General features: G+C 65.0%; 13 protein-coding genes. 7 read left to right on the top strand and 6 right to left on the bottom strand.

Features of this window, described 5'->3' with window-relative positions; translation table 11 throughout:
* Positions 1-13: 13 nt before the first annotated feature.
* Together OHA42_RS22585 and OHA42_RS22580 are read left to right on the top strand one after the other, a co-directional pair.
* The gene (locus tag OHA42_RS22585) at positions 14-15,790 is read left to right on the top strand and encodes an amino acid adenylation domain-containing protein (protein ID WP_406229858.1); all 15,777 of its coding nucleotides are present in this window, start codon (positions 14-16) and stop codon (positions 15,788-15,790) included.
* Positions 15,787-16,461, top strand: a complete 675-nt coding sequence (locus OHA42_RS22580) for a DUF6875 domain-containing protein (protein ID WP_406229857.1) — start codon at positions 15,787-15,789, stop codon at positions 16,459-16,461. Before OHA42_RS22585 ends, OHA42_RS22580 begins: the two co-directional genes overlap by 4 nt.
* A gap of 287 nt (positions 16,462-16,748) precedes the next feature.
* Here the strand turns inward: OHA42_RS22580 and OHA42_RS22575 are convergent, their stop codons facing one another.
* Positions 16,749-16,970 (bottom strand): hypothetical protein, encoded by a 222-nt coding sequence (locus tag OHA42_RS22575; protein WP_406229856.1) that lies wholly within the window; start codon positions 16,968-16,970, stop codon positions 16,749-16,751.
* A gap of 367 nt (positions 16,971-17,337) precedes the next feature.
* On the bottom strand, positions 17,338-17,784 hold the full coding sequence (locus tag OHA42_RS22570) for a MarR family winged helix-turn-helix transcriptional regulator (protein ID WP_406229855.1): 447 nt from the start codon (positions 17,782-17,784) through the stop codon (positions 17,338-17,340).
* Positions 17,785-17,866: 82 nt separating this feature from the next.
* Here OHA42_RS22570 and OHA42_RS22565 point away from each other — a divergent pair, with 82 nt between their 5' ends.
* The 4 genes from OHA42_RS22565 (at position 17,867) to OHA42_RS22550 (ending at position 20,497) form a co-directional block, all read left to right on the top strand.
* Positions 17,867-18,241 carry a cupin domain-containing protein gene (locus OHA42_RS22565; protein WP_406229854.1) on the top strand — a complete coding sequence of 125 codons (375 nt, stop codon included), beginning with the start codon at positions 17,867-17,869 and terminating at the stop codon, positions 18,239-18,241.
* Positions 18,242-18,273: 32 nt separating this feature from the next.
* Positions 18,274-18,648 (top strand): cupin domain-containing protein, encoded by a 375-nt coding sequence (locus tag OHA42_RS22560; RefSeq protein ID WP_406229853.1) that lies wholly within the window; start codon positions 18,274-18,276, stop codon positions 18,646-18,648.
* A gap of 488 nt (positions 18,649-19,136) precedes the next feature.
* On the top strand, positions 19,137-19,802 hold the full coding sequence (locus OHA42_RS22555) for a hypothetical protein (protein WP_406229852.1): 666 nt from the start codon (positions 19,137-19,139) through the stop codon (positions 19,800-19,802).
* A 77-nt stretch (positions 19,803-19,879) separates the two neighbouring features.
* Complete coding sequence (locus OHA42_RS22550) at positions 19,880-20,497, top strand: transposase (protein ID WP_406229851.1); 618 nt, start codon at positions 19,880-19,882, stop codon at positions 20,495-20,497.
* Positions 20,498-20,504: 7 nt separating this feature from the next.
* Here the strand turns inward: OHA42_RS22550 and OHA42_RS22545 are convergent, their stop codons facing one another.
* The 4 genes from OHA42_RS22545 to OHA42_RS22530 all read right to left on the bottom strand — a co-directional run bounded on the left by OHA42_RS22545 (position 20,505) and on the right by OHA42_RS22530 (position 25,798).
* A complete protein-coding gene (locus OHA42_RS22545) occupies positions 20,505-21,506 on the bottom strand; it encodes a zinc-binding dehydrogenase (protein ID WP_406229850.1) in 1,002 nt (333 codons plus the stop codon).
* A 187-nt stretch (positions 21,507-21,693) separates the two neighbouring features.
* On the bottom strand, positions 21,694-22,383 hold the full coding sequence (locus OHA42_RS22540) for an alpha/beta fold hydrolase (protein WP_406229849.1): 690 nt from the start codon (positions 22,381-22,383) through the stop codon (positions 21,694-21,696).
* Between the two features lie 86 nt (positions 22,384-22,469).
* Positions 22,470-25,199 carry a LuxR C-terminal-related transcriptional regulator gene (locus tag OHA42_RS22535; protein ID WP_406229848.1) on the bottom strand — a complete coding sequence of 910 codons (2,730 nt, stop codon included), beginning with the start codon at positions 25,197-25,199 and terminating at the stop codon, positions 22,470-22,472.
* Positions 25,200-25,276: 77 nt separating this feature from the next.
* Entirely contained in the window at positions 25,277-25,798 is a 522-nt protein-coding gene (locus OHA42_RS22530; RefSeq protein ID WP_406229847.1) for a MarR family winged helix-turn-helix transcriptional regulator, read from the bottom strand.
* A 194-nt stretch (positions 25,799-25,992) separates the two neighbouring features.
* On the opposite strand from OHA42_RS22530, the gene OHA42_RS22525 reads away from it, so the two are divergent.
* On the top strand, positions 25,993-26,859 hold the full coding sequence (locus OHA42_RS22525; protein WP_406229846.1) for an EamA family transporter: 867 nt from the start codon (positions 25,993-25,995) through the stop codon (positions 26,857-26,859).
* Positions 26,860-26,949: the final 90 nt, after the last annotated feature.

Here is a 26,949-nt window from a genome sequence, read left to right as displayed (position 1 = left end):
CTGGAGGCAAGTGATGACCGTTCCGCGACCGCAGTTCCCGCCCGACCCGGAATCGGCTGGGGACTCCGAGCCGAACGCGTCGGTCACTCAGCTGGTGCCGCTGTCTGCGGGGCAGCGGGGGCTGTGGCTGGCGCAACAGTTGAGCCCGGATGTGCCGATATGCGAGGCGCAGTATCTCGAGTTCCATGGGGATCTGGATCTCGAGGTATTGCGTAAGACGTCGATTCAAGCAGGCCTCGAATTCCAGTCCGGGTATCTGCGGCTGGTCGAGGTCGATGGTGAGCCGTATCAGTTGTTCGATCCGTCGCTGGATTCGACGGGGCCGCTCATCGATATGCGTGGTGAACCGGACCCCATGGCGGCGGGATTGCAGTGGATGCGCCAGGAATACACCGCACCTTTGGATATGACCCGCGACCGGTTGCTCTCATGGGTGGTCGTGCAGGTCGGGGATCGGCATTTCCTGTGGTACTGCAGGATTCACCACGTCGCATTGGACGGCTATGCCGCGATGATGATGATGAACCGGGTCGCGGCGCTGTACACGGCGGCGGTGCAGGGCCAGACAGCAGAGCCGTACCGGGCGGCGGACCTGCGTACCCTCTACGAGGCCGACCGCAGCTACCGAGAGTCGAAGCGGTTCACCAGCGACCAAGCCTATTGGGTGGACAGACTCGCCGATGTCGAGGACGAGTCCAGCCTGGCGGACGGGTACGCACCCGCGCGCGCGGACAGTGTGGTGGCTACAGCCGAACTGCCCACCGCGACGGTGGGGCGGATCGATCAGTCCGCGAAAGTGCTGGATGCGACGCCGGCCGCGGTGGTGATCGCCGCGTTCGGAAGTTATCTGGCCCGTATGACCGGCCGGGACGAGGTCCTGGTCAATATTCCCGTATCGGGTCGCACAACCGCGGTACTGCGGCGGTCCGGGGGAGTCTTCGTCAACCTTGTGCCGCTTCCGATCGTGCTCGGTGCGCAGGACACGGTCGCGACGCTGGTGCGGCGGGTGCAGTCCGATCTGATCGGAGCGCTGCGGCACCAGCGGTGCGGCCTCACCGACATTCGCGCCGCCGGGGGATACAGCGGACAGCGGCGGTTCGCAGGCCCGATGGTGAATGTCATGTATTTCCCCCAGGAGCTCCGGCTCGGGCCGATGACCGCGGAATTCCATATCCTCAGCTCCGGACCGGTCGACGATTTGCTGGTCGACCTGTATCAAACCGGAGACCCGCCACAGACAATCCTCCATTTTTTGGCCAATCCCAACCTGTATACCGGCCCCGAACTGTCGGCGCATTACACCAGATTCGTGCAATTCCTCGACGCGTTCGCCGCGGCCGCACCGGACACTGATCTAGGGCAGGTCCACCCCGACAGCGCCCGCCATGGCGCCGGGATACGGCGCCGTCGCGAGAACCTGGCGTTCTGGCGTGCCACGCTTGCGGACCTTCCCACGGAGCTTTCTCTGCCGACTGACAGGTCGCGGCCGGTGGTGGCGACGAATCGGGGCGCCACCATCGACTACACGTTGGATGCCGCGTTGATGCAGGCATTGGAAATGCTCGCGCGGCAACAGAATTCGTCACTGTTCATGGTGGTTCACAGCACGCTCGCGGTCCTGCTCGCCCGGCTGAGTGGCACCACCGACATTCCGATCGGCACACCGATCGCCGGGCGCGACGCAGCCGAACTCGACGACGCGGTCGGCATGTTCGTCAACACACTGGTATTGAGGACCGAAGTCGATCTCGCCGAATCGTTCACCGACCTACTCTGCCGGATCAAACAGGTCGATCTGGATGCCTTCGGCCACGCCGACATTCCATTCGAACAACTCGTCGACCAACTCGCCTCGCAACGGTCCCGATCCCGACACCCGCTCTTCCAGGTGATGTTGGCATTCCACAATCTGGAACAAGCGAAGCTCGAACCGCCGGGCCTGTCCCGCTTCGATCTGCAGGTCCTGTTGTCCGACAAGCATGACAGCGGCGAGATGGCAGTAGTGATCACCTACGCCACAGATCTATTCGACGCACAGACAATCGACGCTCTCGCACACAGGTGGTTCCGGATACTCGAGTCGGCAGCCACCGATCCCACGATTCCGGTCGGGATGATCGAGGTACTCGAGCCCGCCGAACGAGCCGATCTGCTGGCACGTTCAGGCGCACCACCCACAAAAGCGCCCACCACACTGGCCACCCTGTTGACCACAGCTGCCGCACGGGATCCCGACGCCACCGCGATCTATTCCGATGGGCGGCAACTGAGCTATCGGGAGCTGGACGAACGTTCCAACCGATTGGCCCGGCTACTCATCCAACGAGGAGTCGGCCCGGAAGATGTTGTTGCGATAGGTATTCCACGTTCACCGGAGTCCGTGTTCGCGGTATGGGCGGTCGCCAAGTCGGGAGCCGCGTTCCTCCCGATCGACCCGACCTACCCCCTCGAACGCATCACCCACATGCTGACCGATTCGAAAGCGGCCATCGGTTTGACGGTGGCGTCGGCGCGCGCGCGGCTACCCGACGACATCGATTGGTTAACAGCTGAGCACCTCGATGAGACCGAGAACCGCCCCGTCACCGACGATAACCGGGTACGCCCACTGCGACCGCACAATCTCGACGCGGCCGCGAGCCGACCCGTCTCCGACAGTGACCGGGTACGTCCGTTGCGTGTCGACGATATCGCCTACGTCATCTACACCTCAGGATCGACCGGACTACCCAAAGGTGTCGCGGTCACCCACCGCGGACTCTGCAACTGCGCCACCGAGCACCAAGATGCGATGAGCATCGAACCACGTTCTCGTATCCTGCATTTGGCGTCACCCAGCTTCGATGTGTCGGTACTTGAATTGCTGTTGGCGTTGTGCGCGGGCGCGACCATGGTCATCGCACCCAGCGACATCTACGGCGGGGACGAACTCGCCGAACTACTCGACCGCGAGCATGTCAGCCACGTCCTCATCACACCTTCCGCGTTGTCCACCATCGACCAGACCCGTTGGCCACTACCGGACTTGAGGTACCTGCTGGTCGGTGGCGAGGGCTATGGCTCCGAGTTGGTCGAGCGCTGGAGCGGCGGCCGGAGCATATTCAACGAGTACGGCCCGACCGAGGCCACCATTGCCGCGACGCTGACATCCCCGTTGGTGGCGGGTGAGTTGGTCACGATCGGCGGCCCGATTCGCGGTGTCTCGGAATGGATATTGGACCAACGACTACAACCCGTACCAGCCGGTGTGGCAGGCGAACTGTACATCGCGGGCACACTCCTGGCCCGCGGATACCAGCACCGGGCAAGCCTGACAGCTCAACGATTCATAGCGTGCCCCTGGATGCCCGGCGAACGCATGTACCGCACCGGGGACGTGGTCCGATGGACAACCAACGGATCGATCCAACATCTCGGCCGATCCGACTTCCAGGTAAAGATTCGTGGTCTCCGCATCGAACTCGGAGAGATCGACGCAACCCTCATCACCCACGAAAGCGTCGGCTTCGCCACCACCATCGGCCACCACTACGAATCCGGCACCCAGACACTTGTCTCGTATGTCCTTGCCGCACAAGGCCACTCGATCGACACCACGACCCTCACCGAACACCTCGCCAACCGGCTGCCGTCCTACATGATCCCGTCCTCCATCATGGTGCTCGACCGGATCCCGTTGACACCGGTCGGGAAACTGGACCGCAAGGCACTACCAGATCCCGAATTCACCGACACCACACCGTTCCGAGCACCCCAAACACCCACCGAACACACGATCGCCAAATCCTTTGCCGAGGTATTGAAAATCGACACCATCGGCCTCGACGATTCGTTCTTCGCCCTCGGCGGCGACAGCATGATCGCGACCCGGGTTGCCGCACGACTCGGGGCAGCGCTGCATACCGAGATTCCGGTGCGATTGTTGTTCGAGGCGTCCACGGTAGCGGCGCTCGCGACCCGCATAGAGCAGCATTCCGGCACGGGGCGACAACGCCCACCACTGATTGCCGGGCCGCGCCCCGATCTTGTGCCGTTGGCACCAGCCCAACAACGGATGTGGTTCTTCAACCAGTACGACACCAGATCGGGGGCATACAATGTTCCGATCGCCATTCGGTTGCGGGGCGAGTTGAGCGTCGACGCCCTGCGATCGGCCGTGGTCGACGTGCTGCGCAGACACGAGTCTTTGCGGACGCGGTACCCGGACCACGACGGAATGCTGATCCAGCTGATCGAACCCGCCGACGAGGTGGACCCCGAGCTGGCCCTGACATCGGTTCCGCCGAGCCAACTGGACGCAACGGTAACCGAATTCGTCACCGAAGGCTTCGATGTGAGTATCCGGGCGCCCGTGCGTGCCCGATTGTTCCGCGTTGCCGGTGGCGAGGAGCCCGAATACGTATTGGCCGTCGTGGTGCACCACATCGCCGCGGACGGTTTCTCCATGAAACCGCTGGCCCGCGACGTGACGACCGCGTACATCGCACGGATCCGCGGAGAAGTCCCTTCGTGGACACCGCTTCCGGTTCAGTACGCCGACTACGCACTGTGGCAACGAGCTACCCTCGGCCCGCCCGACGATCCGGAATCGCTGTGCGCCCAGCAGATCCGATACTGGACTGAAACTCTGGACGGAGTTGCCGAGGAACTTTGTCTGCCGGCTGACAGGTCGCGGCCGGTGGTGGCGTCGAATCAGGGGGCCACCATCGACTACACGTTGGATGCCGAGTTGGTGCAGGTATTGGAAAGGTTAGCGCGGCAACAGAGTTCGTCATTGTTCATGGTGATCCACAGCACGCTGGCGACCCTGCTTGCCAGATTGAGTGGTATGACCGACATTTCGATCGGCACACCGATCGCCGGGCGCGGCGCGGCCGAACTCGACGACGTGATCGGCATGTTCGTCAACACTTTGGTGTTGCGGACCGAAATCGATCTCGATGAATCGTTCACCGACCTCCTCGGCCGGGTCAGACAGGTCGATCTCGATGCCTTCGGCCATGCCGATGTTCCGTTCGAACAGCTCGTGGATCAACTCGCTCCGCAACGGTCCCAATCCCGACATCCGTTGTTCCAGGTGATGCTGGCATTCCAGAACCTGGAACCGGTGAAGCTCGAACTGCCCGGCCTCGACGTGTCGATGATCGACCTACCCAACAAAGTGTCCCGTTTCGACCTGCAGGTCGTGCTGTCGAACAATCCTGACAGCGGCCAGATGACAGCAGCGATCACCTATGCCACGGATCTCTTCGACGCCGCGACAATCAACTCACTTATGCATCGGTGGATCCGAATACTCGAGTCGGTGGCCGCCGATCCCACGATTCCGGTCGGGATGATCGAGGTGCTCGAGCCCGCTGAACGTGCTGGCCTGCTGGCACGATCTGGTGCACCCCCAACAGCGCCCACCACACTGGCTGACCTACTGACCACAGCAGCCGCACGGGATCCCGACGCCACAGCGATCGTGTTCGACGGGCAGCAACTGAGCTATCGGGAACTGGACGAGCGTTCGAATAGATTGGCTCGTCTACTCATCCAGAGGGGTATCGGCCCGGAAGATCTTGTCGCGATAGGTATTCCACGCTCCCCCGATTCTGTACTCGCGGTATGGGCAGTCGCCAAATCGGGAGCCGCGTTCCTCCCGATCGATCCGACCTACCCCCTCGAACGCATCACCCACATGCTGACCGATTCGAACGCGGCCATCGGCCTGACCGTTCCCTCTGTGCGAACACAATTGCCCGATGACATCGACTGGTTGACACCCGACAATCTCGACGAGGCCGAGGACCGTCCCGTCACCGACAGTGACCGAATACGTCCGTTGCGTGTCGACGACATCGCCTACGTCATCTACACCTCAGGATCGACCGGACTACCCAAAGGCGTCGCGGTCACCCACTACGCACTCAGCAACTGCGCAACCCAGCACAAAGACGCCATGAGCGTCGAAACGGATTCTCGTATTCTGCATTTGGCTTCACCAAGCTTCGATGTATCGGTACTGGAAATGCTGATGGCGACATACACGGGCGCGACCATGGTCATCACACCCAGCGACATCTACGGCGGCGACGAACTCGCCGAACTACTCGACCGCGAGCATGTCAGCCACGTCCTCATCACACCTTCCGCGTTGTCCACCATCGACCAGACCCGTTGGCCACTACCAGATTTGAGGTACCTACTGGTCGGCGGCGAGGGCTATGGCACCGAGTTGGTCGAGCGCTGGAGCGGCGGCGGCCGCGACATGCTCAACGAGTACGGGCCCACCGAGACCACGATCACGACAAACCAGAGCGCTCCATTGGTGGCGGGTGAGTTGGTCACGATCGGTGGCCCGATTCGCGGTGTCTCGGAATGGGTATTGGATCAGCGGTTGCAACCCGTGCCTCGTGGTGTGGCGGGTGAGTTGTATATCGCGGGCGCGCTACTGGCCCGCGGATACCATCGCCGGGCGGGCTTGACGGCCGAACGTTTCGTCGCGTGTCCCTGGATGCCCGGCGAACGCATGTACCGCACCGGGGACGTGGTCCGATGGACACCCGACGGATCGATCCAACATCTCGGCCGATCCGACTTCCAGGTGAAGATTCGTGGTCTCCGCATCGAACTCGGAGAGATCGACGCAACCCTCACCACCCACGAGACCGTCGGTTTCGCCACCACCATCGGCCACCACAACGAATCCGGAGCCGAGTCGCTGGTTTCGTATGTCCTTGCCGCACAAGGTCACTCGATCGATACCTCGATCCTGACCGAACATCTCACCAGACGGTTGCCCTCCTCCATGGTCCCGTCCTCGATCATGGTGCTGGACCGCATCCCGTTGACACCGGTGGGCAAACTGGACCGCACGGCGCTACCGGATCCGGTATTCCACGGCACGAAGGCATTCCGAGCACCCGAGACACCGATCGAGCGCACGATCGCCGAATCCTTCACCAATGTATTGGGTATCGACAGGGTCGGCCTCGACGATTCGTTCTTCGCGCTCGGCGGTGACAGCATCATGTCGATCCAGTTGGTGACTCGGGCCAGGGCGACGGGTGTGGTGTTCTCGGCGCGCGAGGTGTTCGAGCGTAAAACGGTGGCCGGGCTGGCCGAGATCGCCGTTCTCGACGACAGCGCCGCGGCGGCCTCCCTCCCGTCGGATCTGGAACTGGTCCGGCTCGGGCAGTCCGAGATCCAGCGACTCGAAGACAGCTATCCGGCGTTGAGCGACATCTGGCCATTGACTCCGTTGCAGGAGGGGTTGTTGTTCCATGCGCTGGTGTCCGAGGAGTCGATGGACGCCTACTTGGTGCAGTTGGTCCTCGAGTTGCGTGGGCAGGTCGATCCGGAGCGGCTGCGTCGAGCCGGGCAGATGCTGCTCGACCGGCATGCGAATCTGCGCACCGCATTCGTCACCGACACCGCCGCCGGACCGGTGCAGGTGGTCAATGAAGACGTCGAGGCGTCATGGTCGCAGCTCGACCTGTCCGGGCTGGATGACGGTGCACGGAATCGCAAGTGGGATCGACTGATGGCCGCGGACCGGGCGACCCGGTTCGACCCAGGTCGCGCCCCGCTGCTCCGGTGGATGCTGGTCACCACGGGGCCGGAGCACTACCGGCTCGTGCTGACCAATCATCACCTGCTGCTCGACGGCTGGTCGACGCCGCTGCTCCTGAAAGAGTTTCTGATCCTCTATGCCACCGACGGCGACGCCGCGATACTGCCGCGTACACGTCCCTACCGGGACTTCCTGGCGTGGATCGTAGGGCGGGACCAGGCTGCGTCACTCGATGCTTGGGCCCGCGCGTTCGACGGCGCCGACGGGCCGACCCTGGTGGCTCCGGCCGATCCCAGCCGCCCGTATACCGAATCACGGGATGTGCTCGGCGAACTGACCGAGGAACAGACCGCGTCGCTGACCGGCCTCGCGCGGGCCCGTGGAATCACCCTCAACACCGTGATCCAAATGGCATGGGCGATCGTGTTGGGCGCGTTGACATCCCGGGAGGACGTGACATTCGGCGCTACGGTGTCCGGACGGCCCCCGCAGATCTCGGGCATCGAATCGATGATCGGGCTGTTCATCAACACACTGCCGGTTCGCGTCCGTCTCGACCCCGCCGAGAGCTTGGGGCAGCTGCTCGACCGGATCCAGGCGGAGCAGGCCGCGCTGCTCGATCACCACTACGTGGGTCTGACCGACATCGAGCGGGTGGCCGGGCCAGGGACGGTATTCGACACGATCACGGTGTTCGAGTCCTTTCCGATCGATCGTGGTGGGTTGACCGCCGATACCGACATCGGCGGCATGCGGCTGCTCGACGTGACCGGCACCGACGCCGCGCACTATCCACTGGGAGTGGTTGCGCGTGTCGACACACGGCTGCACCTCAAAATCAAGTACCTGCCCGAACTCTTCGACCAGGACACGATGGATGCAACCCTGCAGCGGGTCCTGCGCGTGATCGGCGTCGTTGCGGACGACCCGGATCTGCCGCTGGCCCGGCTGGATCTGCTCTCCCCGGCCGAACACCGGGAATTGACGCCGGTATCGGGTGACCCGGCTGTGCCGGAGCAGGTGTTGCCGAAAGTGCTGGCGGCCGCGGCGGAGCGGGATCCGGGGGCGGTCGCGGTGGTGTACGGGGAACGGCGGTGGACGTACGGCGAGCTGGATGCGGAGTCGAATCGGTTGGCACGGTTGCTGATCGGTCGGGGTGTGGGGCCGGAGGCGAGTGTTGCGGTCGGGTTGCCGCGATCGGTCGATTCGGTGCTAGCGCTGTGGGCGGTGGCTAAGTCGGGGGCAGCGTTCGTGCCGGTGGACCCGCAGTACCCGACCAGCCGGGTCGAGCACATGCTCGCCGATTCGGGTGTGGCGATGGGAATCACACTGTCGGAGTGGCGTGATCGGCTGCCTGGACCGGCGCCGTGGTTGGTCCTCGACGAGTCGGTGCTCGAAGCGGAGGTCGCGGGGTTGCCAGCGTTGCCGGTGACCGATGCAGAGCGAACATCGCCGGTGCGGGTCGACAATGCGGCGTACGTGATCTACACATCCGGCTCGACAGGTATGCCGAAGGGCGTGGTGGTCTCACATCGAGGGCTGGCGAACCTGGTGGCCGAACAGGGTTCGCGGTTCGACATCGGACCGAGCGCGCGGGTGCTGCATTTCGCGTCTCCGAGTTTCGATGCGGCGATGCTGGAACACCTGTGGGCGTTCGGGACGGGTGGGCGGCTGGTGATTGCGCCCCCGACCATCTACGGCGGGGGCGAGCTGGCGCAGATCCTGTTGCGCACGAAGGTGACCCATGCCGCGCTGACGCCCGCCGCTTTGGGGACGGTCGATCCGGACGGGCTCGAGGACCTCGGGACCGTCGTAGTCGGTGGCGAGGCGCCCTCATCCAAGTTGGTGTCACGGTGGGCACCGGGCCGGAGATTTTTCAACACCTACGGTCCGGCAGAGGCCACGATCATGACCGATGCCGGTGCGCCGATGGTGGCAGGTGAGGCGGTGACGATCGGCGGACCGATCCACGGGGTCGGTCAGGTCGTGCTCGACGCGTGGCTGCGACCGGTGCCGGTCGGGGTCGTCGGGGAGTTGTATCTGGCGGGCCCGGGTCTGGCTCGCGGTTACCGCAACGGGATGGATCTGACGGCGTCGCGGTTCGTCGCCGATCCGTTCGCAGGCCCGGGGCAGCGCATGTATCGGACCGGCGACTTGATGCGGTGGCTGCGGCTACCGGAAGGAAGTCTGGCGCTCGATTATGTGGGCCGGTCGGATTTCCAGGTCAAGGTGCGTGGTTTCCGCGTCGAGCTCGGCGAGGTCGAATCGGCTCTGCGAGCCTGCCCGGGTGTGGCCGGTGCGGTAGCGACTGTGCACCGGGACCCTGCCATCGGCGACCGGTTGATCGGGTATGTGGTGCCCGAGCTCGGCACCGACCTCGACGCGGCCGCCGTCCTCGCGTTCGTCGGGGAGCGATTGGCCTCGCACCTGGTGCCCGCGACTGTCGTGGTGCTCGACGCGCTGCCGGTGACGGCGAACGGCAAGCTCGACCGCACGGCTCTGCCCGCGCCGGACTTCACCACGCGCCGCGGCGAATTCCGGGCACCGGCCACCGAGGTGGAGACGGCTCTCGCGAGCCTGTTCGCCGAGGTATTGGGTATCGATACGGTCGGTCTCGATGATTCGTTTTTCGCCCTGGGCGGCGACAGCATCATGTCGATCCAATTGGTGACTCGGGCCAGGGCGGCGGGTGTGGTGTTCTCCACGCGCGAGGTGTTCGAGCGTAAAACGGTGGCCGGGCTGGCCGAGATCGCCGTTCTCGACGACAGCGCCGCGGCGACCTCCCTTCCGACGGAACTGCCCGGCGGCGGCGTAGGGCTGGTACCGGTGACACCGATCATGTGTTGGATGTTCGAACGCGGCGGCTTCGACCGTTTCTGTCAGTGGGTGATGCTCACACTGCCGACCGGCATCGACGCCACCGGAATCGGTGCCACCGTCCAGGCGGTTATCGATCAGCACGACATGCTGCGGTCTCGACTACGCCAGGAACCCGCGCACACGTCGGGCTGGGCGCTGCGGGTGCAACCGACCGCGATGCCCGCTGCCGGATTGATCCGGCGCGTGCCGGTGGATGCGGCCCCCGACAGCAGCGCCTTCGCCACGCTCGCCGACGCTGAGGCGAATGCAGCGGCCGAACGCCTCGACCCTGCAGCCGGGGTCATGCTCCAGCTGGTCTGGTTCGATTGGGACGGACAGCCGGGACGGCTGCTCGTCGTCGCACATCACCTGGTCATCGACGGCGTATCGTGGCGGATCCTCGTTCCCGATTTCGCTGCGGCATGGGCTCAGCTCAGTGTCGGGCAACGGCCGCGGCTCGCGCCTGTCGGCACCTCGATGCGACGCTGGGCGCATGCCCTGAACGCCGCCGCCGAACGTCTCGATGAACTCGACTGGTGGCGGTCCACGCTCGGCGTTGCCGATCCGCCGATCGGTACCCGCCCGATCGACCCGGTCGTGGACGTGCAAGCCACCGTCGCCACCGTCGAGGTGGCGCTACCTACCGCGGTGACCCGCGCCGTACTCACTACCCTGCCCCGAGCCTTCCACGGCAACGTAGACGATGCCCTCATCGCCGGGCTCGCGCTGGCGCTGACTCGATGGCAGTGCCGCCACGGCAACACCGTCACCGAGGCGCTGCTCACCCTGGAAAGCCACGGCCGCCATGACACGGTTCTTCCCGGTGCCGACCTCACCCGCACCGTCGGATGGTTCACGACCACCTACCCGGTGCGGCTCGACCTGTCCGATATCGACATCGACGACGCGTTCGCCGCAGGGGCTGCCGCCGCGGCGGTCCTCAAGTCGGTCAAGGAACAACTCCGACAGGTCCCCAACCGTGGGATCGGCTATGGGTTACTGCGCTACCTCAACGCCGATACCGCCCGCATCCTGCGTGAACTGCCCACTCCCCAGCTGAGCTTCAACTATCTCGGCCGGTTCGACACCATTCCCGCAACGTTGCGCGATGTCGGGTGGATGCCCGTCGGCGACGACACCGGCGGCGGCGCCCAGAACCCCGACGCACCCATCGCAGCCCTGCTCGGCATCAACGCGGTCACCATCGACACATCGGACGGGCCTACTCTTACGGCTGCCTGGGAGTATCCGACCGGCCTGCTCACCTACGCCGAGGTCACCGACCTCGCGGGACTGTGGCGCGACGCGGTGACCGCTCTGGCCGCCCACGCGTCCGGGCCCGGCGCCGGCGGGCTGACCCCCTCCGACGTCGACCTCGTCGACCTCGACCAAGACGCGATCGACCGGCTCGAAACCAAACGTTCGACACTGGACGACATATGGCCGCTCACGCCGCTGCAAACGGGGTTGCTGTTCCACGCCCAGCTCGCCGACGGGACCCTCGACGCCTACCTCGTGCAACTCTGTGTGGAACTCGGCGGGCACGTCGACGCGGACCGGCTGCGCCGCGCCGCGCAGACTCTCATCGGACGGCACCCGAACCTGCGGACCGCGTTTGTGCGCGCCGGCGCCGGCGAAGCGGTCCAGGTGGTGCACCAGCACGTCGACGTGCCCTTCACCCAGATCGACTTGGCCGAGCGCGATGACATTGGGGCCGCGCTCGAACAGCTCATGGACACCGACCGCCGCACCTGCTTCGACGTGACCGCGGCGCCACTGCTGCGACTGACACTGATCAGCACCGCACCCCAGCAGTACCAACTGCTGGTGAGCATGCATCACATCCTGATAGACGGCTGGTCCACGCCACTGCTGATCCGGGAACTGCTGACCCTCTACGCCACCGACAGCGATGCCACGGTGCTGCCCCCCGTGCGTCCCTACCGCGACTACCTGATGTGGCTGAACTCCCAGGACCAGGATGCGGCGGAAGCCGCGTGGGCACAGACACTCGACGGCATAGCCGAGCCGACTCTGCTGGCGCCCGCGGACCGCGGCCGTCGGCCCACCATCCCCGCACGCGAAATCCGGGTGCAGCTGAGCGAACAGCGCACCGCGGCCCTGGTCGCGGTGGCCCAGCAACAAGAGGCCACGCTCAACACCCTCATCGAAGCCGCCTGGGCGATCGTGCTCGCCACTTCCACCGCCCGCGAGGACGTGGTCTTCGGCACCACCGTCTCCGGGCGCCCCCCGCAGATCCCCGGCGTCGAATCGATGATCGGGCTGTTCGTCAACACCGTGCCCGTGCGGGTCCGGCTCGACCACCGCGAAACCCTGGCCCAACTACTACGGCGAATCCAAACCGAACAAGCCTCGCTGCTCGACCATCACCACCTCGGGCTCGCGCAGATCCAACGCGTGGCCGGTCCCGGCGCGATGTTCGACACCGTGACCGTCCTCGAGTCCTACCCGGTCGATCGGGCCGGGCTGTCCGAAGACACCGACATCGCGGGAATGCGTGTCCTCGACGTGCACGGACACGACGCCGCGCACTATCCGCTCGGACTGGTGGTCCACCACGACACCCGACTGCATCTGACCTTCAAATACCTGCCAGAACTGTTCACACAACACCAGATCGACGCCATCGCCGATCGAATGGTGCGCGTGCTCGACACCATCGCCGAACACATCGACCTCCCGCTGACCCAGCTCCAGCTGCTATCGCCGGTCGAGCGAGCCACGCTGGTACCTGTTCACGGTCGGCCCGGTGCGGTGATGTCGGTGTTGCCGCAGGTATTGACGGCCGCGATGACGCCGGACACAGAAGCGGTGGTATGCAACGGCGTAAGGCTGTCCTACCGCGAACTCGATGAAATGTCGAACCGGTGGGCGCGGGTACTGATCGAAACAGGAATAGGGCCGGAATCGTTCGTAGCCATAGCATTACCGCGCTCCATCGACGCCGTGACAGCCGTGTGGGCGGTCGCCAAATCCGGCGGTGCGTTCGTCCAGATCGACCCCACCCATCCCCCCGCCCGGACCACCGGCATGGTCACCGATTCCGGTGCCGCCGTCGGGCTGACACTCGGGATCTACCGAGACCAGCTACCGGACACCACCAGATGGCTCGCCCTCGATGCCCCCTCCTTCGCCGCGGCGACAGCGTCGGTCTCCCCGACTGCGATCACCGACCCCGACCGCACCTCCACGCTACGGCCACAACACCCGGCCTATCTGATCTACACCTCGGGCTCCACCGGGACCCCTAAAGGGGTCGTGGTCACCCACAGCGGTATTGCGAACCTGGCCGCAGACACGCGGGAGCGGTTCGGCCTCACCCCGACCGCTCGAGTACTGGCCGCCGCCGCCGTAAGCTTCGACGTCTCGATCCTCGAATGGCTCAGTGCCGCAGCCGCCGGCGCCACACTGGTCCTCGCTCCTGCACCAGTAGTCGCCGGCACCGAACTAGCCGAGTCGATCAAGGCCGAACACGTCACCCATGCCGCCTTCACCCCAACGGTGCTCGCCTCGCTGCCCCCCGACGAACTCGACACCCTCGGCACTGTGATGCTCGGCGGCGAGATATGCCCACCAGACCTGGCAAAACAATGGATACCGGACCGCACGGTAGTCAACTGCTACGGGGCTACCGAAACCACAATCACTAGCTGCGCCGACGCTCCTATGAGCACAACCGCGGACAGCCCGATGACAATCGGCGGCCCGACCCGGGGATTCACCGTTGTCGTACTCGACCGCAGGCTGCGCCCCGTCCCACCTGGAGCAGTCGGCGAACTGTACGTGTCCGGGCCAGGCCTCGCCCGCGGCTACCACAAGCAGCCCACAACCACGGCAGCCCGATTCGTCCCCGACCCGTACGGGCCGACCGGGACACGGATGTACCGCACCGGCGACCTGGTCACCTGGGCCGCCGACCGAACACTGCAATACAAAGGCCGCAGCGACCTGCAAATCAAAATTCACGGCCATCGCATCGAACGCGGCGACATCGAAGCCGCGCTACGCAGCCACCCCGATATCACCTACGCCGCCGTGGCAGTCCACACCCGACCCGACGGCGCCGACCAACTCACCGCCTACGTCGTCCCTACCCCCCACACCACACCCGACACCATCGCACTGACCACCTACCTCGCAACCCGACTACCCACCCATATGATCCCCACCACCATCCTCACCCTTGACCGAATCCCCCTCACACCCACCGGCAAACTCGACTACAAAGCCCTACCTGCACCCGAGCGGCGACCTTCCCGGTTCAGGTCGCCGTCCACCCCACTCGAGGCGACCGTCTGCGACGCCTTCACCCAGACTCTCGACATCGAACGCGTGGGCGTCGACGATGGCTTCTTCACCCTCGGCGGCAACTCGCTGGCCGCCACCCAACTGGTGGCGCGGCTGGCGGAGTCGACCGGTGCCGACGTGCCGCTGCAGTGGGTCTTCACCGACCCCACACCGCAATCGCTGGCACGGCGCATCGACACCCGCCGACGCGGCCTCGACGAACAAGATCTCGGCGACGCGCTCTCGGTCGTGCTCCCGCTGCGCGCCGCCGGTACCGACCCGCCACTGTTCTGCGTCCACCCGGCCATCGGATTGGCCTGGGGTTTCAGCGGACTCGTGCAGCACCTCGACCCCAACCGTCCGGTCCAAGGCCTGCAGTCCCCCACGCTCACCGACCCCACCGCCGAGTTCGACACGCTCGACCAACTCGCCGCCCGCTACGTACGGGAGATCCGATCCGTCCAGCCGCACGGCCCTTACCACTTGCTCGGCTACTCGCTCGGCGGCACTATCGCCCACGCGATCGCCGTCCAGCTCCGCCGCGACGGCGACGCCGTCGCGACCCTGGCGATGATGGATACCCGCGTCATCACCGCCCGTAGCATCCGCACCCCCACACCCACCATCGTGGACCTGCTTACCGAGTTCGGCGGTCTCGCCGTTTCCCAGCTCCCTGCCGACCTCACCATCGAGGCCGCGGCCGAGTTGCTGCACCGGCAAGGCGGACTCTTCACCGCCCTCACCCCCGAGCATCTCGTGATCCTGCACCACGACTACACCCGGCTCATCGACCTCACCCGCGGCTACCGGCCGGCCCCCTTCGACGGTGACCTGATCTACTTCAGCTCCGCCACCGACCCCAGAGACGACGGTCCCTCTCCGGCTCTCGCATGGAACGACTCCATCACCGGCCGCATCACCGAACACCGCATTCCCGCCCGGCACGAACGGATGACCGACCCGGACGCACTCCGCGCCATCGGACTGGTCCTCGCCGAGCATTTCCGGTCCACCGATACTCCCTCGCCGGAGACCCCCACCCACGCAAGGACAAGCCGATCGTGAACACCTACCGACTCATCGGGACACGCACCGGCGTCGAACCGTCGAACCTATTCGCCCTCGACCCGGCAACTGGTGCGACCGAGCACCCCAACGCTGCCGAACTCCGCCGGTGGACCCGCGAATACTTGTGCCAACCCCACCCGGCACTCGGCCGACCCGGCCCCGTCTGCCCCTACACCAGCCACGCCATGGAACGCCGATACCTGTGGGTCGTGTTCATCGATGGTCGCTATATCGACATCGAGCGCATAACCGCCATTGTCGACGACCTATACGAGCTGTTTCCCGCCCTGCCACCCCGGGACGAACCCGATTCCAAATTCAAAGCCGTCCTGGCAGTATTCCCCCATCTCACCGAATACGCCGATATCGAAACTGTTCAACAGGACCAGAAAACCCGGTTCGTCGAGAAAGGGCTGATGATCGGCCAATTCTATCCGGGCTGCACCTTCCCCGGACTACACAATCAGGCATTCCCGGCACTCGACGCCCCCCTGCCTATCCTCGCCGTACGCCATATGGCTCCCACCGACTTCCCATTCCTCAACACTCGCCACGAATGGATCGACACCTACCTCAGACTTTTCGCCCCCGACCTCCCCGAGTTCATCACCTCCGCGATTTCCCATAAACTCGTACAAACACCCGACGCCGGGGAAGGAACTCCGTGAGGTCGGCTTCGTCGATAGCAACCGAGTCGCTGGGTCGCTGGCGCCGGAGATGACTTCGGGCTCTACCGCGACGGTCTCTTCCCGCCGTCCATCGTGCTCGATCAGCGCGGCGGTCGAGGGCACCGCCGCACCGGGATCGCATGGCCGGATTCGGGCCTCGTGCTCCGTTCCCCCGACGTTGCGATCTGACGAAAGATCAACTCAACGCCTGCAAGCCGCGCCCATAGAGCCGAATCCCGGCCACGTGAATCAGCCTATGCCACAGCAGCATCCCGGTGGAGGTTGTGCTACTTCAGGTCGTCGACGGCGGCGGGTTCGATCGGACAGCTCACCGTGCGTGGCACATCGATCCGCGCATTTCCGAGCACGGGTGGGCTCGACGCATTATTCGAGACGGTGGCTATGCGGACGGTGTCGACGGGAACCGATTGGTCGCCGAGAATATCGAGTGCCCCAGCCCCGGCCAGAATGAAGCCAGCGGTAGCGACAATGAGCTTCGAACATGTCATGACCTGCTCCCGCTGGTTGGGCGAGCTTGCTTACCGAGCCCGAGCCGTCCCGTGGATGCCTCGCGCTCCGTTGGTCGCTAGAAATTTGCCGATGGGTTAAAACCGTAAGTCGCGATTCGCTAGTTGATCAAGACACAGATGGGTTACGAATTAGATAATTCGGGGTGTCACTGCCTGGGATCCGACGAGATCCGCGGTAAATCGCGGTCTCACGATGCCAGTCTGCGCCTACTGTGACTCACTCCGGCTACCGTCTTCGCAATGGGCGACATCGAACTGAAGCCGCCGACAGTCGCCTCGATGTCAGACATTGCCCAACCCAGGTGTCACCCCCGTGGACGTGGGCAATCCTGTGGCAATTGGTGAATCATAGCGGCCGAAAGGTTCGCTCGGCACCGGAATCTGCTGCCGCGCTGACGATCTCGCCCAGCACGGACCGCACCGTCGCGACCTGGTCTGCATCCACCCGCGCGACCAGCTTTCGCTCGTACTCGGCGTGGAATTCCCGCACAGCGTCCAGTGTGTCGCGACCCCGGTCCGATAGGTGCAGCAGTTTGGCGCGTTTGTCCGCCGGATCTGGGCGCCGCTCCACGTAGCCGTGCCGCACCATTTCGTCGACGACCTTGGCCGCACCCTGCGCGGTGATCCCGAGGCGCTCCCCCAATTGGCTTGCGGTGAGCGCGCTCTCGGCCAGCGTGCGCAGCACGAAACCGTAGGAGGCGCCGAGCATGCGATGGCCGTGCTCGGCCATATGCGTGTGCAGCTCCCGGACGAACGTCTCATATGCCTGCCCGAGCAGGACGCCGAAATCCATCCTTGACTCTCCTCCCACAATATGTTCAACTCTAGTTGAACACTATAGTTGAACACCTCGGTTTAACGCTAGGAGTCACAGCATGCCACTCATCAAATCCGCCGACGCACCCGTCTTCGAAGCTCCCCTCATGACCGCCGTCGGCCTGGCCGCACCCAGCCGCGGCTCCACCGAGAACAGCGTCTGGCGCTTCACCATGCACCCAGGCAATCCCGGCCACGAGCACGCGGTCTCGCGGGAGGAGATCTTCATCGCTCTCGCTGGCAAGGCCCGCGCCACCATCGACGGCGAAACCCGCGACTTCTGCGCCGGAGACGCACTGGTGATCCCGGCCCACACCGTCTTCCGCGTGTCCGTGCCAGGCGACGAACCGTTCGAGGCGGTGGCGATCCTGCCGGTGGGCGCCTACGCCCAAGCACCCGGCGGTGACCGAGTGAGCCCGCCCTGGGCTCAATAGTCAACGCACACAATCGATTACACAGGAGAGTCATGCCGCACATCACCGCCGACCGCGCCCCTCGCTTCGAGAACGAACACGCCGCGTTCGTCGGCCTGGCCGCACCCAGCCGCGGGTCCACCGAGAACAGCACGTGGCGACTCACCATCAAACCGGGCGTCGACGCACCGGCGCATGCCCTGGATCGCGAGGAGATCTTCATCGCGCTGTCCGGCACGATGACCGTCACCCTAGGCGGCGAAATCCTCACCGTGGAAGCCGGAGACGCACTCATCGTGCCCGCACACGAACTATTCGCCATGTCCAATCCGAGCGATGAACCGTTCGAGGCCGTCGTGGTGCTGCCCGTCGGCGGGCAGGGGCTCATTCCCGGTCAGCCGCCAGTCGTCGCACCCTGGGCGCGCTGACCCGCAACCGTCGGCCGAGTAGCTCCCGAATTCGCGGACGGAACGGGCCTAGCATCCATGCTGGCCAGCCGTTTAGTTGCACCATGCGTCAGCCCACCCCTTACTCGACCTGAAGGTGAGGTCCCAATAACTCGGACTGGGCATCTCGCCGAATCGCCGCAGATAGCTCGTTCACTAGGCAAGTCGAGTGTCGGAATGAACCGCGGCGTCATCGTGATCGGCGCACCAGCACCGGCGCGAACCGCGCCGGTTGAGCGTCCCAAGAGTCTGTCCTGGCTCGAGGCGAAGGCTCCCTCGGATACCCATCCGCGCATGGCAATCGAGGGCGCTCGGGCCTTCGGACTCGGGGCCAGCCGAGAGGGCAGCTGCGCACACTCGCCTCGCAGCCGCACGCGAGGTGGGCGATCCGGATGCCACAGCTGCCGCGCGAAACATGGTGGGATGCTTGCTGATCCGTTTGTGTCGGTGCGTGCCGTTAGTCTGCTGGCATGGTCGGACCGGACTCGGCGCTGCGCCGACTGATGCGCGAGGCAGGGAAGCTGCTGCAGCCGTATGGCTTTCACGGCTCGGAGGCTATCTGGGTGCGAGTCGTGCCGGGTGGTGTGGCGTCGGTCGGCCGCACCCGGACACTGCGCACCTGGACCGGAGGGCAGCAGGTGCTCAGATTCGGACTGAGCCTGAGCGCTACCCCGACCGCCTGGTGGGAATTCTGTAACTGGCGCAATGCGCAGCTGGGTCTCCCGCTCACGCCGCTCGAGCAGGCCACCGGTCCCGGCCTGATCGGCGACCACGGCCTACCGGATGACCTCACCGAGTTGTGGTCTCTACAGGTCGACCCGACACAACCGGGCAGGCATGCGCTGCAGGCAGACATCGACGCTATCCGCGCCGAGCTGCCCCGGCGCGTGCACGCCTACGCGCGACGGGCGCTGCGACTACTGGAACCGGACCGGTACCTCGACGAACTGTTGGCCGACCCGAACCCGCGGATCGAGACCTGGGAGGCGATCATCGTCCTGCTCGCTGACCGTGGACCAGGACCGCAACTCGACGACGCATGCATTCAATTCCGGGCATGCCTCGCGGAGCGGGACACGGCGGCCTACGCAGAGAACCTCATCGCGTACGCACGAGGCCGCGCCGCCCTGGTTTGAGTAGGTACGGCACCAGGCCGTGTTTAAAAGCGCATTAAAGTCGTTGCGGGCGTTGGTGTGTCGTTGACCGAGTAGTGATGAGGTCTCCGGTAGATGGTGTATCGACCCAGATTCACCTGCTTACCGGAGGCCTCGTGGACAGCGTAGCGGCGACGAGGCGAGCGGACCTGACTGACGAGCAGTGGGCGGTGCTGGAGCCGTTGCTGCCTGTATTCGACAAGCCCGGTCGCCCGTGGAGATGGACGAAACGGCAGCTCGTTGACGGTATTCGGTCGCGGATACGGGTCGATGCTCCGTGGCGGGACGTACCGCAGTGTTACGGGCCGCGGCAGTCGGTGTACGGGTTGTTCAGGCGATGGCAGCGCGGCGGGGTATGGGCACGGGTGTTGACAGCGTTGCAGACGGTAGCGGACGCGGCGGGGCTGATCGCGTGGGACGTGAGCGTGGATTCCACCGTTTCGCGGGCGCATCAGCATGCCGCCGGTGCGCGGAAACGGGGATCTGCAAGTCGAGCCGCCGGGTACCGAGCATGGAGCTTCGACGAGCAAACATACAAACAGCGTCACGCTGTGGAATGCGGCATCAATCTGCTCAAACAGAACCGTGCTGTGGCAACGAGGTTCGACAAACTCGCCGTCCGCTTCATCGCGACCGCACAGATCGCTGCCATCAACATCTGGCTACGGAGCTTCTGAACACGGCCTAATGCCGGACGCGGACGACGAGTTTGCCGGTGGCGCGGTCGTGCTCCATGTCGTCGTGGGCCTGCGGCACCTGCTCCAAGCCGTCGTAGACGCGGTCTACGGGGAAGGCCAGCTCGCCGCCCGCGACCGCATCGAGGATCTCCTGGAAGGCTTCCCGAGGCAGGTCGGCGGCGTCGCCGAAGTAGCCCGCCAGGCGCACACCCCTGGGCAGGTACTCGTTGGGAGAGAAGTCCCGCACCGTCCACTGGTTGGACAGGCTGCCGCTGAAGCAGGCCGTGCCGTGCACGCGCACCGCGCGCAATGTGTCGGGCAGGGTCGGCGTGCCGACGAGATCAAGGGCGGCGTCGACGCCGTCCGGGTACAGCTCGCGCACGGCGGGCGCGACCTCGCCGGTGTCGAGCAGCGGATGGTCGATACCGTGCTCCTTCAGCGAAGCGAGACGGGCGGCCCGCCGGGTGGTGGACAGCACCGTGGCACCGCGCCATGTCGCCAGGGCGGCGGCGGCCAGGCCCACCGAGGAGGTGCCGCCGCGGATCAGCACGGACTGACCGGGCCTCAGGTCCAAGCCGATGGTGAGCGAGCCGTAGGCGGTCTGCACCATCTCCGGCAGGGCGCCCAGCACCTCCCAAGGCAGGTCGGTGTCGATGGGGATGACCTGGGACAGCGGCACCGAGGTGTATTCGGCATAGCCGCCGTCGAAAGTGCGCCCCATGTCCCCCATCATGGCGACAACCTTCTGCCCAACAGCCAGCCCGCTGCCGGTCGGAGCCGCGTCGACGGTGCCAGCCGCCTCGATACCCGGCACCCGGGGGAAACTGACGCCCACGCTCACACCCAGCCGAAGCTTCAACTCCGAGCGGTTGAGGCCGAACGCCTCGACGCGGATGCGCACCCAACCGTCCCTCTCGGGCGGGAGAGGCAGAGTGGTCAGCCGCAAATTCTCGATGGGACCAGGGGCGGAGAGTCGGACGGCGCGCATAGTGGTCGGCGAGGACGTCATGGCCTGCCTTCTTCCCAGGTAGGAGGGTCGGTCAGCGGTGATCAACATGCAGCCGCTACTGCTTCATTCCCGACTCGCCACGGGTTTCCGCCTGTTGAGATTCACCCCCGACCATGCCCTTGCCGACCACGCCGCTCGGCCGCGGGTGGACGGGGACCCGGCCGGTGGCCGCCGATCCTGTTCGAGGCTAGGCCACGCCCGCTGCGGTTCGGATGATGTTCGCGACCACGTCGGGTCGGGAGACATAGACGGCATGGCTTCCCGGGGTCTCGATGACGGTCGCACCGATCCGTTCGGCCATCGAGGCTTGCGCCGCGGGCGGGATCATCTTGTCCTCGGTGACTCGCAGGTACCAGCTGGGCTTCAGCCGCCAGGCGGCCGCACTCACGGTCCCGCCGAGCGCGTCCAAGCCCCACGGAACTTGGGAATCGGCCAGGAACGCCGCTTCCTGCGAGGAGAGATCCCCGGCAAATGATTCGCGGAACTTCGTCCTGTCGAGGAACAGGTATCCCTGCTGAGGTGCCAGGATCGGGGGCTGAGGTCCGTCTTGGGGGAAGCCGGCGATGAGTGTGTTCACCGACTCGCCCTTATCGGGGGCGAAAGCCGTGACGTAGACGAGAGCGGCGACCTTGTCGTGGGTACCTGCTTCGGTGATGACCGCTCCGCCGTAGGAATGTCCGACGAGGACGACCTCGCCATCGATGTCGTCGAGGATCTGTCGTGTGGTTGCGGCGTCGTCGGCGAGCGACTTGGTCGGGTTCTGCACGACGCGCACGCTGATGCCGTCTCGAGTGAGCTCGTCATAGACCGCCCGCCATCCGGACCCGTCCACGAAACCTCCGTGAACCAGGACGACGGTCTTGTTATTCGCACCCATTCGGGTCTCCTATGCACTGAATTGCTGTTCGACACAACCGAATCTAGGTTCGTGGCAGGGCTGGTGAATCCGTCAAATGACGTAGGTCAGCCGGGATGTCTGCGCATCGCGTCGCGCAGTGCGCTGCGGGTGGTGATGCCGAGTTTCGGGAACACGCGGTGGAGGTGGGTGGAAACCGTCCTCGCCGAGAGGAACAGTCGCTCGGCGATCTCCTTGTTGGTCAGTCCCGACGCCGCCAGTTCGGCGACCGCCTGTTCTTGTGGCGTCAGCACAGAGCCACGGATCTCTGGTAGCGCGGGCTCGCCTGCCGCTCGCAGTTCCGATCGAGTCCGTTCCAACCACGGAACCGCTTGCAGTCGTTCGAATGCCCGTGCCGCAGCCGTCAGATGGGCTCGGGCTGCGGCTGGTTCACGCTCTCGACGCAGCCGTTCCCCGTAGAGCAGTTCTATTCGGGCGCGGTCGAATACCCAGCGATCGCTATCGGGAGTGGCCAGGGTGTTGTCGAACAGCCTGCGCCAGTCGTCTGGATCGGTGACGGCGAGCGCGGCGTTGGTCAGCATCCGGAGCCTGACGGAAAGCCCGGGCAAACCGGCCGTGACAGCGGCCTCGGCGTGGGCTCGCGCCTCGACAATCCTGCCGCTGCGGGCCGCTGCCTCGGTGAGGTCGAGCACCAGCCACACCGCGTGTGGTGTGTAGCGCGGAAAACCACCCGGTGCGTTGACCGACGCCGCATGCCGGTACGCCTCGTCGAAACCCGAGCGCCCTAGCGCGGAAAGACATCGGATATGGGATGAGTAGGCGGCGAAAGTCACGAGGTGCCGTGGCGCGGCCCACAGCAGCAGTTCCTCGGCGGCAAGGTCGGCGGTATCGGTGTGGCCACGGGCCGCATCGACGAGGGCGCGCAGGAATTGGCCGGGTCCCGCGAGCAATGTGTAGCCGAGCTCGGCACACAATTGCAGCCCCTCATCGGCGACCTCGATCAGTTCATCCCAGTCGCCTTCGAAGAAATCGACCTGCGCAATCAAAAACAGAGCTTCGATAGCCTTGGCGATCGCACCGCCACGGCGACCGTCAGCGATCACTCGCCACAAGGATTCGCGGGCAACACCGATGCGATCGACATAGGCAGCCGCCGTCGCCACGCGGATGATCCGCAGTGGATCGGAGGAGAAGCGCAGTCCGTCGAGTGCGTCACTGAGCTGTCGCAGAGCTTCCAGGGTGGCTTCGACCGGGTTGACGAAGATGTTGTGTAGCAATGACAGCGTGTCCGTCGGCTGCAGCTCGGCGCGCTCGAGAACCTCGCTGATGTCGTTCCAGAGTACCGGTCGTCCACTGAAGAAGCCGACATATAGCAACGTGTGCAAGGCCTCGATCATGGTGTCCTCGCCCGAACCGATATCACGATCGTGAACTCGAATAGTCGCGAGTAACAACCTGCCTGCGGTGGTGGCGTCACCTTCATCGTTGAGGAGTTGGGAGGCCGCGGCGACTGCCACTTCCAATGACGGTGTTTCGCCGACCTCGGTGCGGTTCGCTTCCAGCAGCAGGCGGGATGTGTCGGCGAGGTCGCCGGTGATCAGTGTCCCCAGATAGGCCGCGCGCGCTGTGCGCCGGGCGCGATCGGAGTCCGAGGTGCTCAGCTCAGCGGCCCGCAGCATCGCAGCCGTCGCGCGCCGGCTGTCGCCATGACGAATCATCTGCTGCGACAACGCTTCCAGCGACGCGGCGATCTCCTCGTCGGGACCGACCGCCGCCTGCCCGAGATGCCAGGCTCGCCGTTGTGGTTGCCTGGCGAAAGCCTCGGCGAGGATGCGATGGACCTGACGGCGTTCCTCGCTCGTCGACTGCTCGATGACCGCCGAGCGAATCAGCGGATGACGGAACTCCACCCGGCCTGTGCGAGGGCTCGCGCGGACAACCCCTGCGCGCTCGGCAGGCGGTAGATCGGCCAGCCCCACCGGTGTGAGTGCACAGTCCTCGAAGGTCATGCTGTTTTCGGCACCGGCGAGAACGACGAACAACAACATCCGCCGCGTTCCGTCCGGCAACCCCGCGAGACGATCGGCGAACAATCTTTGCAACCGGTCGGTCAGCGGCAAGACTGCGGGCAAATTGGCCGGGGGACTGCCCTTCTCGAACGCAATGGGCAACTCGAGCAGCGCCAGCGGATTACCCTGTGCGTCGGCACGTAGGCGTCGACGCACATTCGCGGTCAGCGCCGGATACACGGCGCGCAGCAGCGCGTCGGAGTTACCGTCGTCCAGCGCCGGCAGGTCATGGACACCGAAACCACTGCGGGTGAAGCCATCATCGGAATCCGCGCGCACCGCGACGACCATGCGGATGTCGATCCCTGTCCAGCGCCGGGCTGCGTAACTCAACGCCATCGTGCTGGACAGATCCAGCCACTGCACATCGTCGACGATCATCAACAGCGCAGCGCCCTGTCCCGCTGCCGCTCGCAGCAGTGCCAGCGTCGCCGCGCCGGCGATCAGCTGCGATGGCATCGCCCCCGGCTCCAACCCCATGATCACATTCAACGCTTGCCGATGTGCAGCACTGAGCTCGCCGATTCCGTTCGACAACGGGTGCAAAAGCTGATTCAGCGCACCGAACTTCAGATCGGCTTCGTACTCGAGCGCCGCCGCCCGCAACACCCGAATGCCGTGGGACGCCGCGATATCGGCAGCCATATCCAGCACGGCGGTCTTTCCCACGCCCGGCTCACCACGGACGACCAACACCGGCTCGTCGCCGGCCTGTCCGAGGACGAACCCCGTAATCAGGTTACGCTCGACCTCACGACCAACCAACACGGCGACCCCAACCCCCGTTCGACAGTACTGTTCACCGAGTTGGCGCGACCAGGTGAACAGTAGGACAACTACTTTCGCTACACAATCGACTCAGCCAGTGTCTGACTCAACTTGCGCAGCAGGTCGGTCAGGGCCAGCCGCTCATCAGTGGTGAGGCCGGAGATCAACCGCGCCTCGTTGTGGACGTGTTGCTCGACCACCTCGTCGATGACCTCACGGCCCCGCTCGGTCAGCTGGATCAGTCGACCGCGAGCGTCGTCTTCGGCCGCGCGCCTACTGACCAGTCCGGCGCGCTCGAGTCGGTCGACGCGCTTGGTGACCGCCCCGGAAGTCACCATCATCGACTCGCACAGCTCACCGGCGCTCAGCTCGAACGGGCGACCGGAGCGCCGCAGGGTGGCAAGCACATCGAACTCGCCCCGACCCAGGTCGTGGTCGCTGAAGACTCGACAGAGCTGCTCGTCCAGCGCCAAGTGCAGGCGGGAGATTCGGCCGATCACATGCATCGGGCTCGGGTCGAGATCGGGCCGTTCGCGGCGCCACTGGCCGACGATGCGATCGACAGCGTCGGGTTCGGGCGAGTTGCGGTCCATAGCCATTCGTTGACTATACCTTCCACGGAAGGTAATTTATCTTCCGTGGAAACTAAATACCTATCGAGACCTTCTTCCAGCATCTCGGCCAGGCCGTTCGGCTGGAAGATCACCGCGCTCGCGCCCGCTGTATGGGGAACTACTGATTCGTTGAACGGCGTGCTACTGCCGCCGAACGGGCCCTCGCCGACCGCTCTGGCATGAAGAGCGGCCAGCAACTCCTTACCGTGGGCATCACGGCGCTGGCACCGGCGATCTGGGGAAGCACCTACCTGGTAACGACCGAGTGGTTGCCGCCGGACCGCCCATTGCTTGCCGCCACTGTGCGGGCGCTTCCCGCGGGCCTGATTCTGCTGACCTTCACGCGCACGCTGCCGATCGGGATCTGGCGGTGGCGCGCCCTGGCGCTCGGAACGCTCAACATCGGCGCGTTCCTCTTCCTGTTGTTCGTCGCGGCCTATCGCCTACCGGGTGGCGTAGCAGCAATGATCATGTCGGCGCAGCCGATGCTTGTACTGGCCTTGGCGGCGCTGCTCATCGGAGACAGAATTCGATACACGCACGTGGCGGCGTGCGCACTCGGCACAGGCGGTGTCGCGTTGCTCGTCCTCAAAGGGACAGCGGCACTGGATTTTCTCGGTGTGGCGGCGGCACTGGCCGGCGCGGCAAGTATGGCTACCGGCATCACGCTGACCAAACTGTGGGGGCGCCCAGACGGAGTGGGGCTGCTTCCCTTCACGGGCTGGCAACTCACCGCAGGCGGACTCGTGTTGTTGCCCTTCACGCTGTTCACCGAAGGGCTGCCGACCACCATCAGTGGAACCAATGCCATCGGATTCGGATATCTCATCTCCCTGGGCGCTGTCCTCAGTTATGCACTGTGGTTCCGCGGGATAGAGAAGTTGTCGGCGCTGGCCGTCTCGTTCCTTGCCTTGGGCAGCCCGATCGTCGCAACCCTCCTCGGATATCTGTTTCTGCATCAGACGCTGTCGATTCTGCAGCTGGTCGGAACCCTGGTGATTATCGGTGCCGCGCTGCTTGCGCAATCCCGACCGGTCAACCCATGAGGGCTCCGCTCAACGGCCCCCTGACAGCGACAACCCAGCGATGTCCGTGCCGAAGCCTACAAAACCTCAGTTTATCCGTAAGTCATACCT

Source organism: Nocardia sp. NBC_01009 (assembly GCF_045208035.1).
In the GTDB taxonomy this organism is placed as follows: Bacteria; Actinomycetota; Actinomycetes; order Mycobacteriales; family Mycobacteriaceae; genus Nocardia.
The sequence above is the reverse complement of the archived record's forward strand: the minus strand, read 5'-3'. Positions and strand labels throughout refer to the sequence as shown.

Coding starts and splice junctions, on each gene's coding strand:
- OHA42_RS22540 (WP_406229849.1), bottom strand. CDS start 22,383: ATGGGTGCGAATAACAAGACCGTCGTCCTGGTTCACGGAGGTTTCGTG.
- OHA42_RS22570 (WP_406229855.1), bottom strand. CDS start 17,784: ATGGATTTCGGCGTCCTGCTCGGGCAGGCATATGAGACGTTCGTCCGG.
- OHA42_RS22575 (WP_406229856.1), bottom strand. CDS start 16,970: ATGACATGTTCGAAGCTCATTGTCGCTACCGCTGGCTTCATTCTGGCC.
- OHA42_RS22530 (WP_406229847.1), bottom strand. CDS start 25,798: ATGGCTATGGACCGCAACTCGCCCGAACCCGACGCTGTCGATCGCATC.
- OHA42_RS22555 (WP_406229852.1), top strand. CDS start 19,137: ATGGTCGGACCGGACTCGGCGCTGCGCCGACTGATGCGCGAGGCAGGG.
- OHA42_RS22550 (WP_406229851.1), top strand. CDS start 19,880: ATGAGGTCTCCGGTAGATGGTGTATCGACCCAGATTCACCTGCTTACC.
- OHA42_RS22525 (WP_406229846.1), top strand. CDS start 25,993: ATGAAGAGCGGCCAGCAACTCCTTACCGTGGGCATCACGGCGCTGGCA.
- OHA42_RS22545 (WP_406229850.1), bottom strand. CDS start 21,506: ATGACGTCCTCGCCGACCACTATGCGCGCCGTCCGACTCTCCGCCCCT.
- OHA42_RS22560 (WP_406229853.1), top strand. CDS start 18,274: ATGCCGCACATCACCGCCGACCGCGCCCCTCGCTTCGAGAACGAACAC.
- OHA42_RS22565 (WP_406229854.1), top strand. CDS start 17,867: ATGCCACTCATCAAATCCGCCGACGCACCCGTCTTCGAAGCTCCCCTC.
- OHA42_RS22585 (WP_406229858.1), top strand. CDS start 14: ATGACCGTTCCGCGACCGCAGTTCCCGCCCGACCCGGAATCGGCTGGG.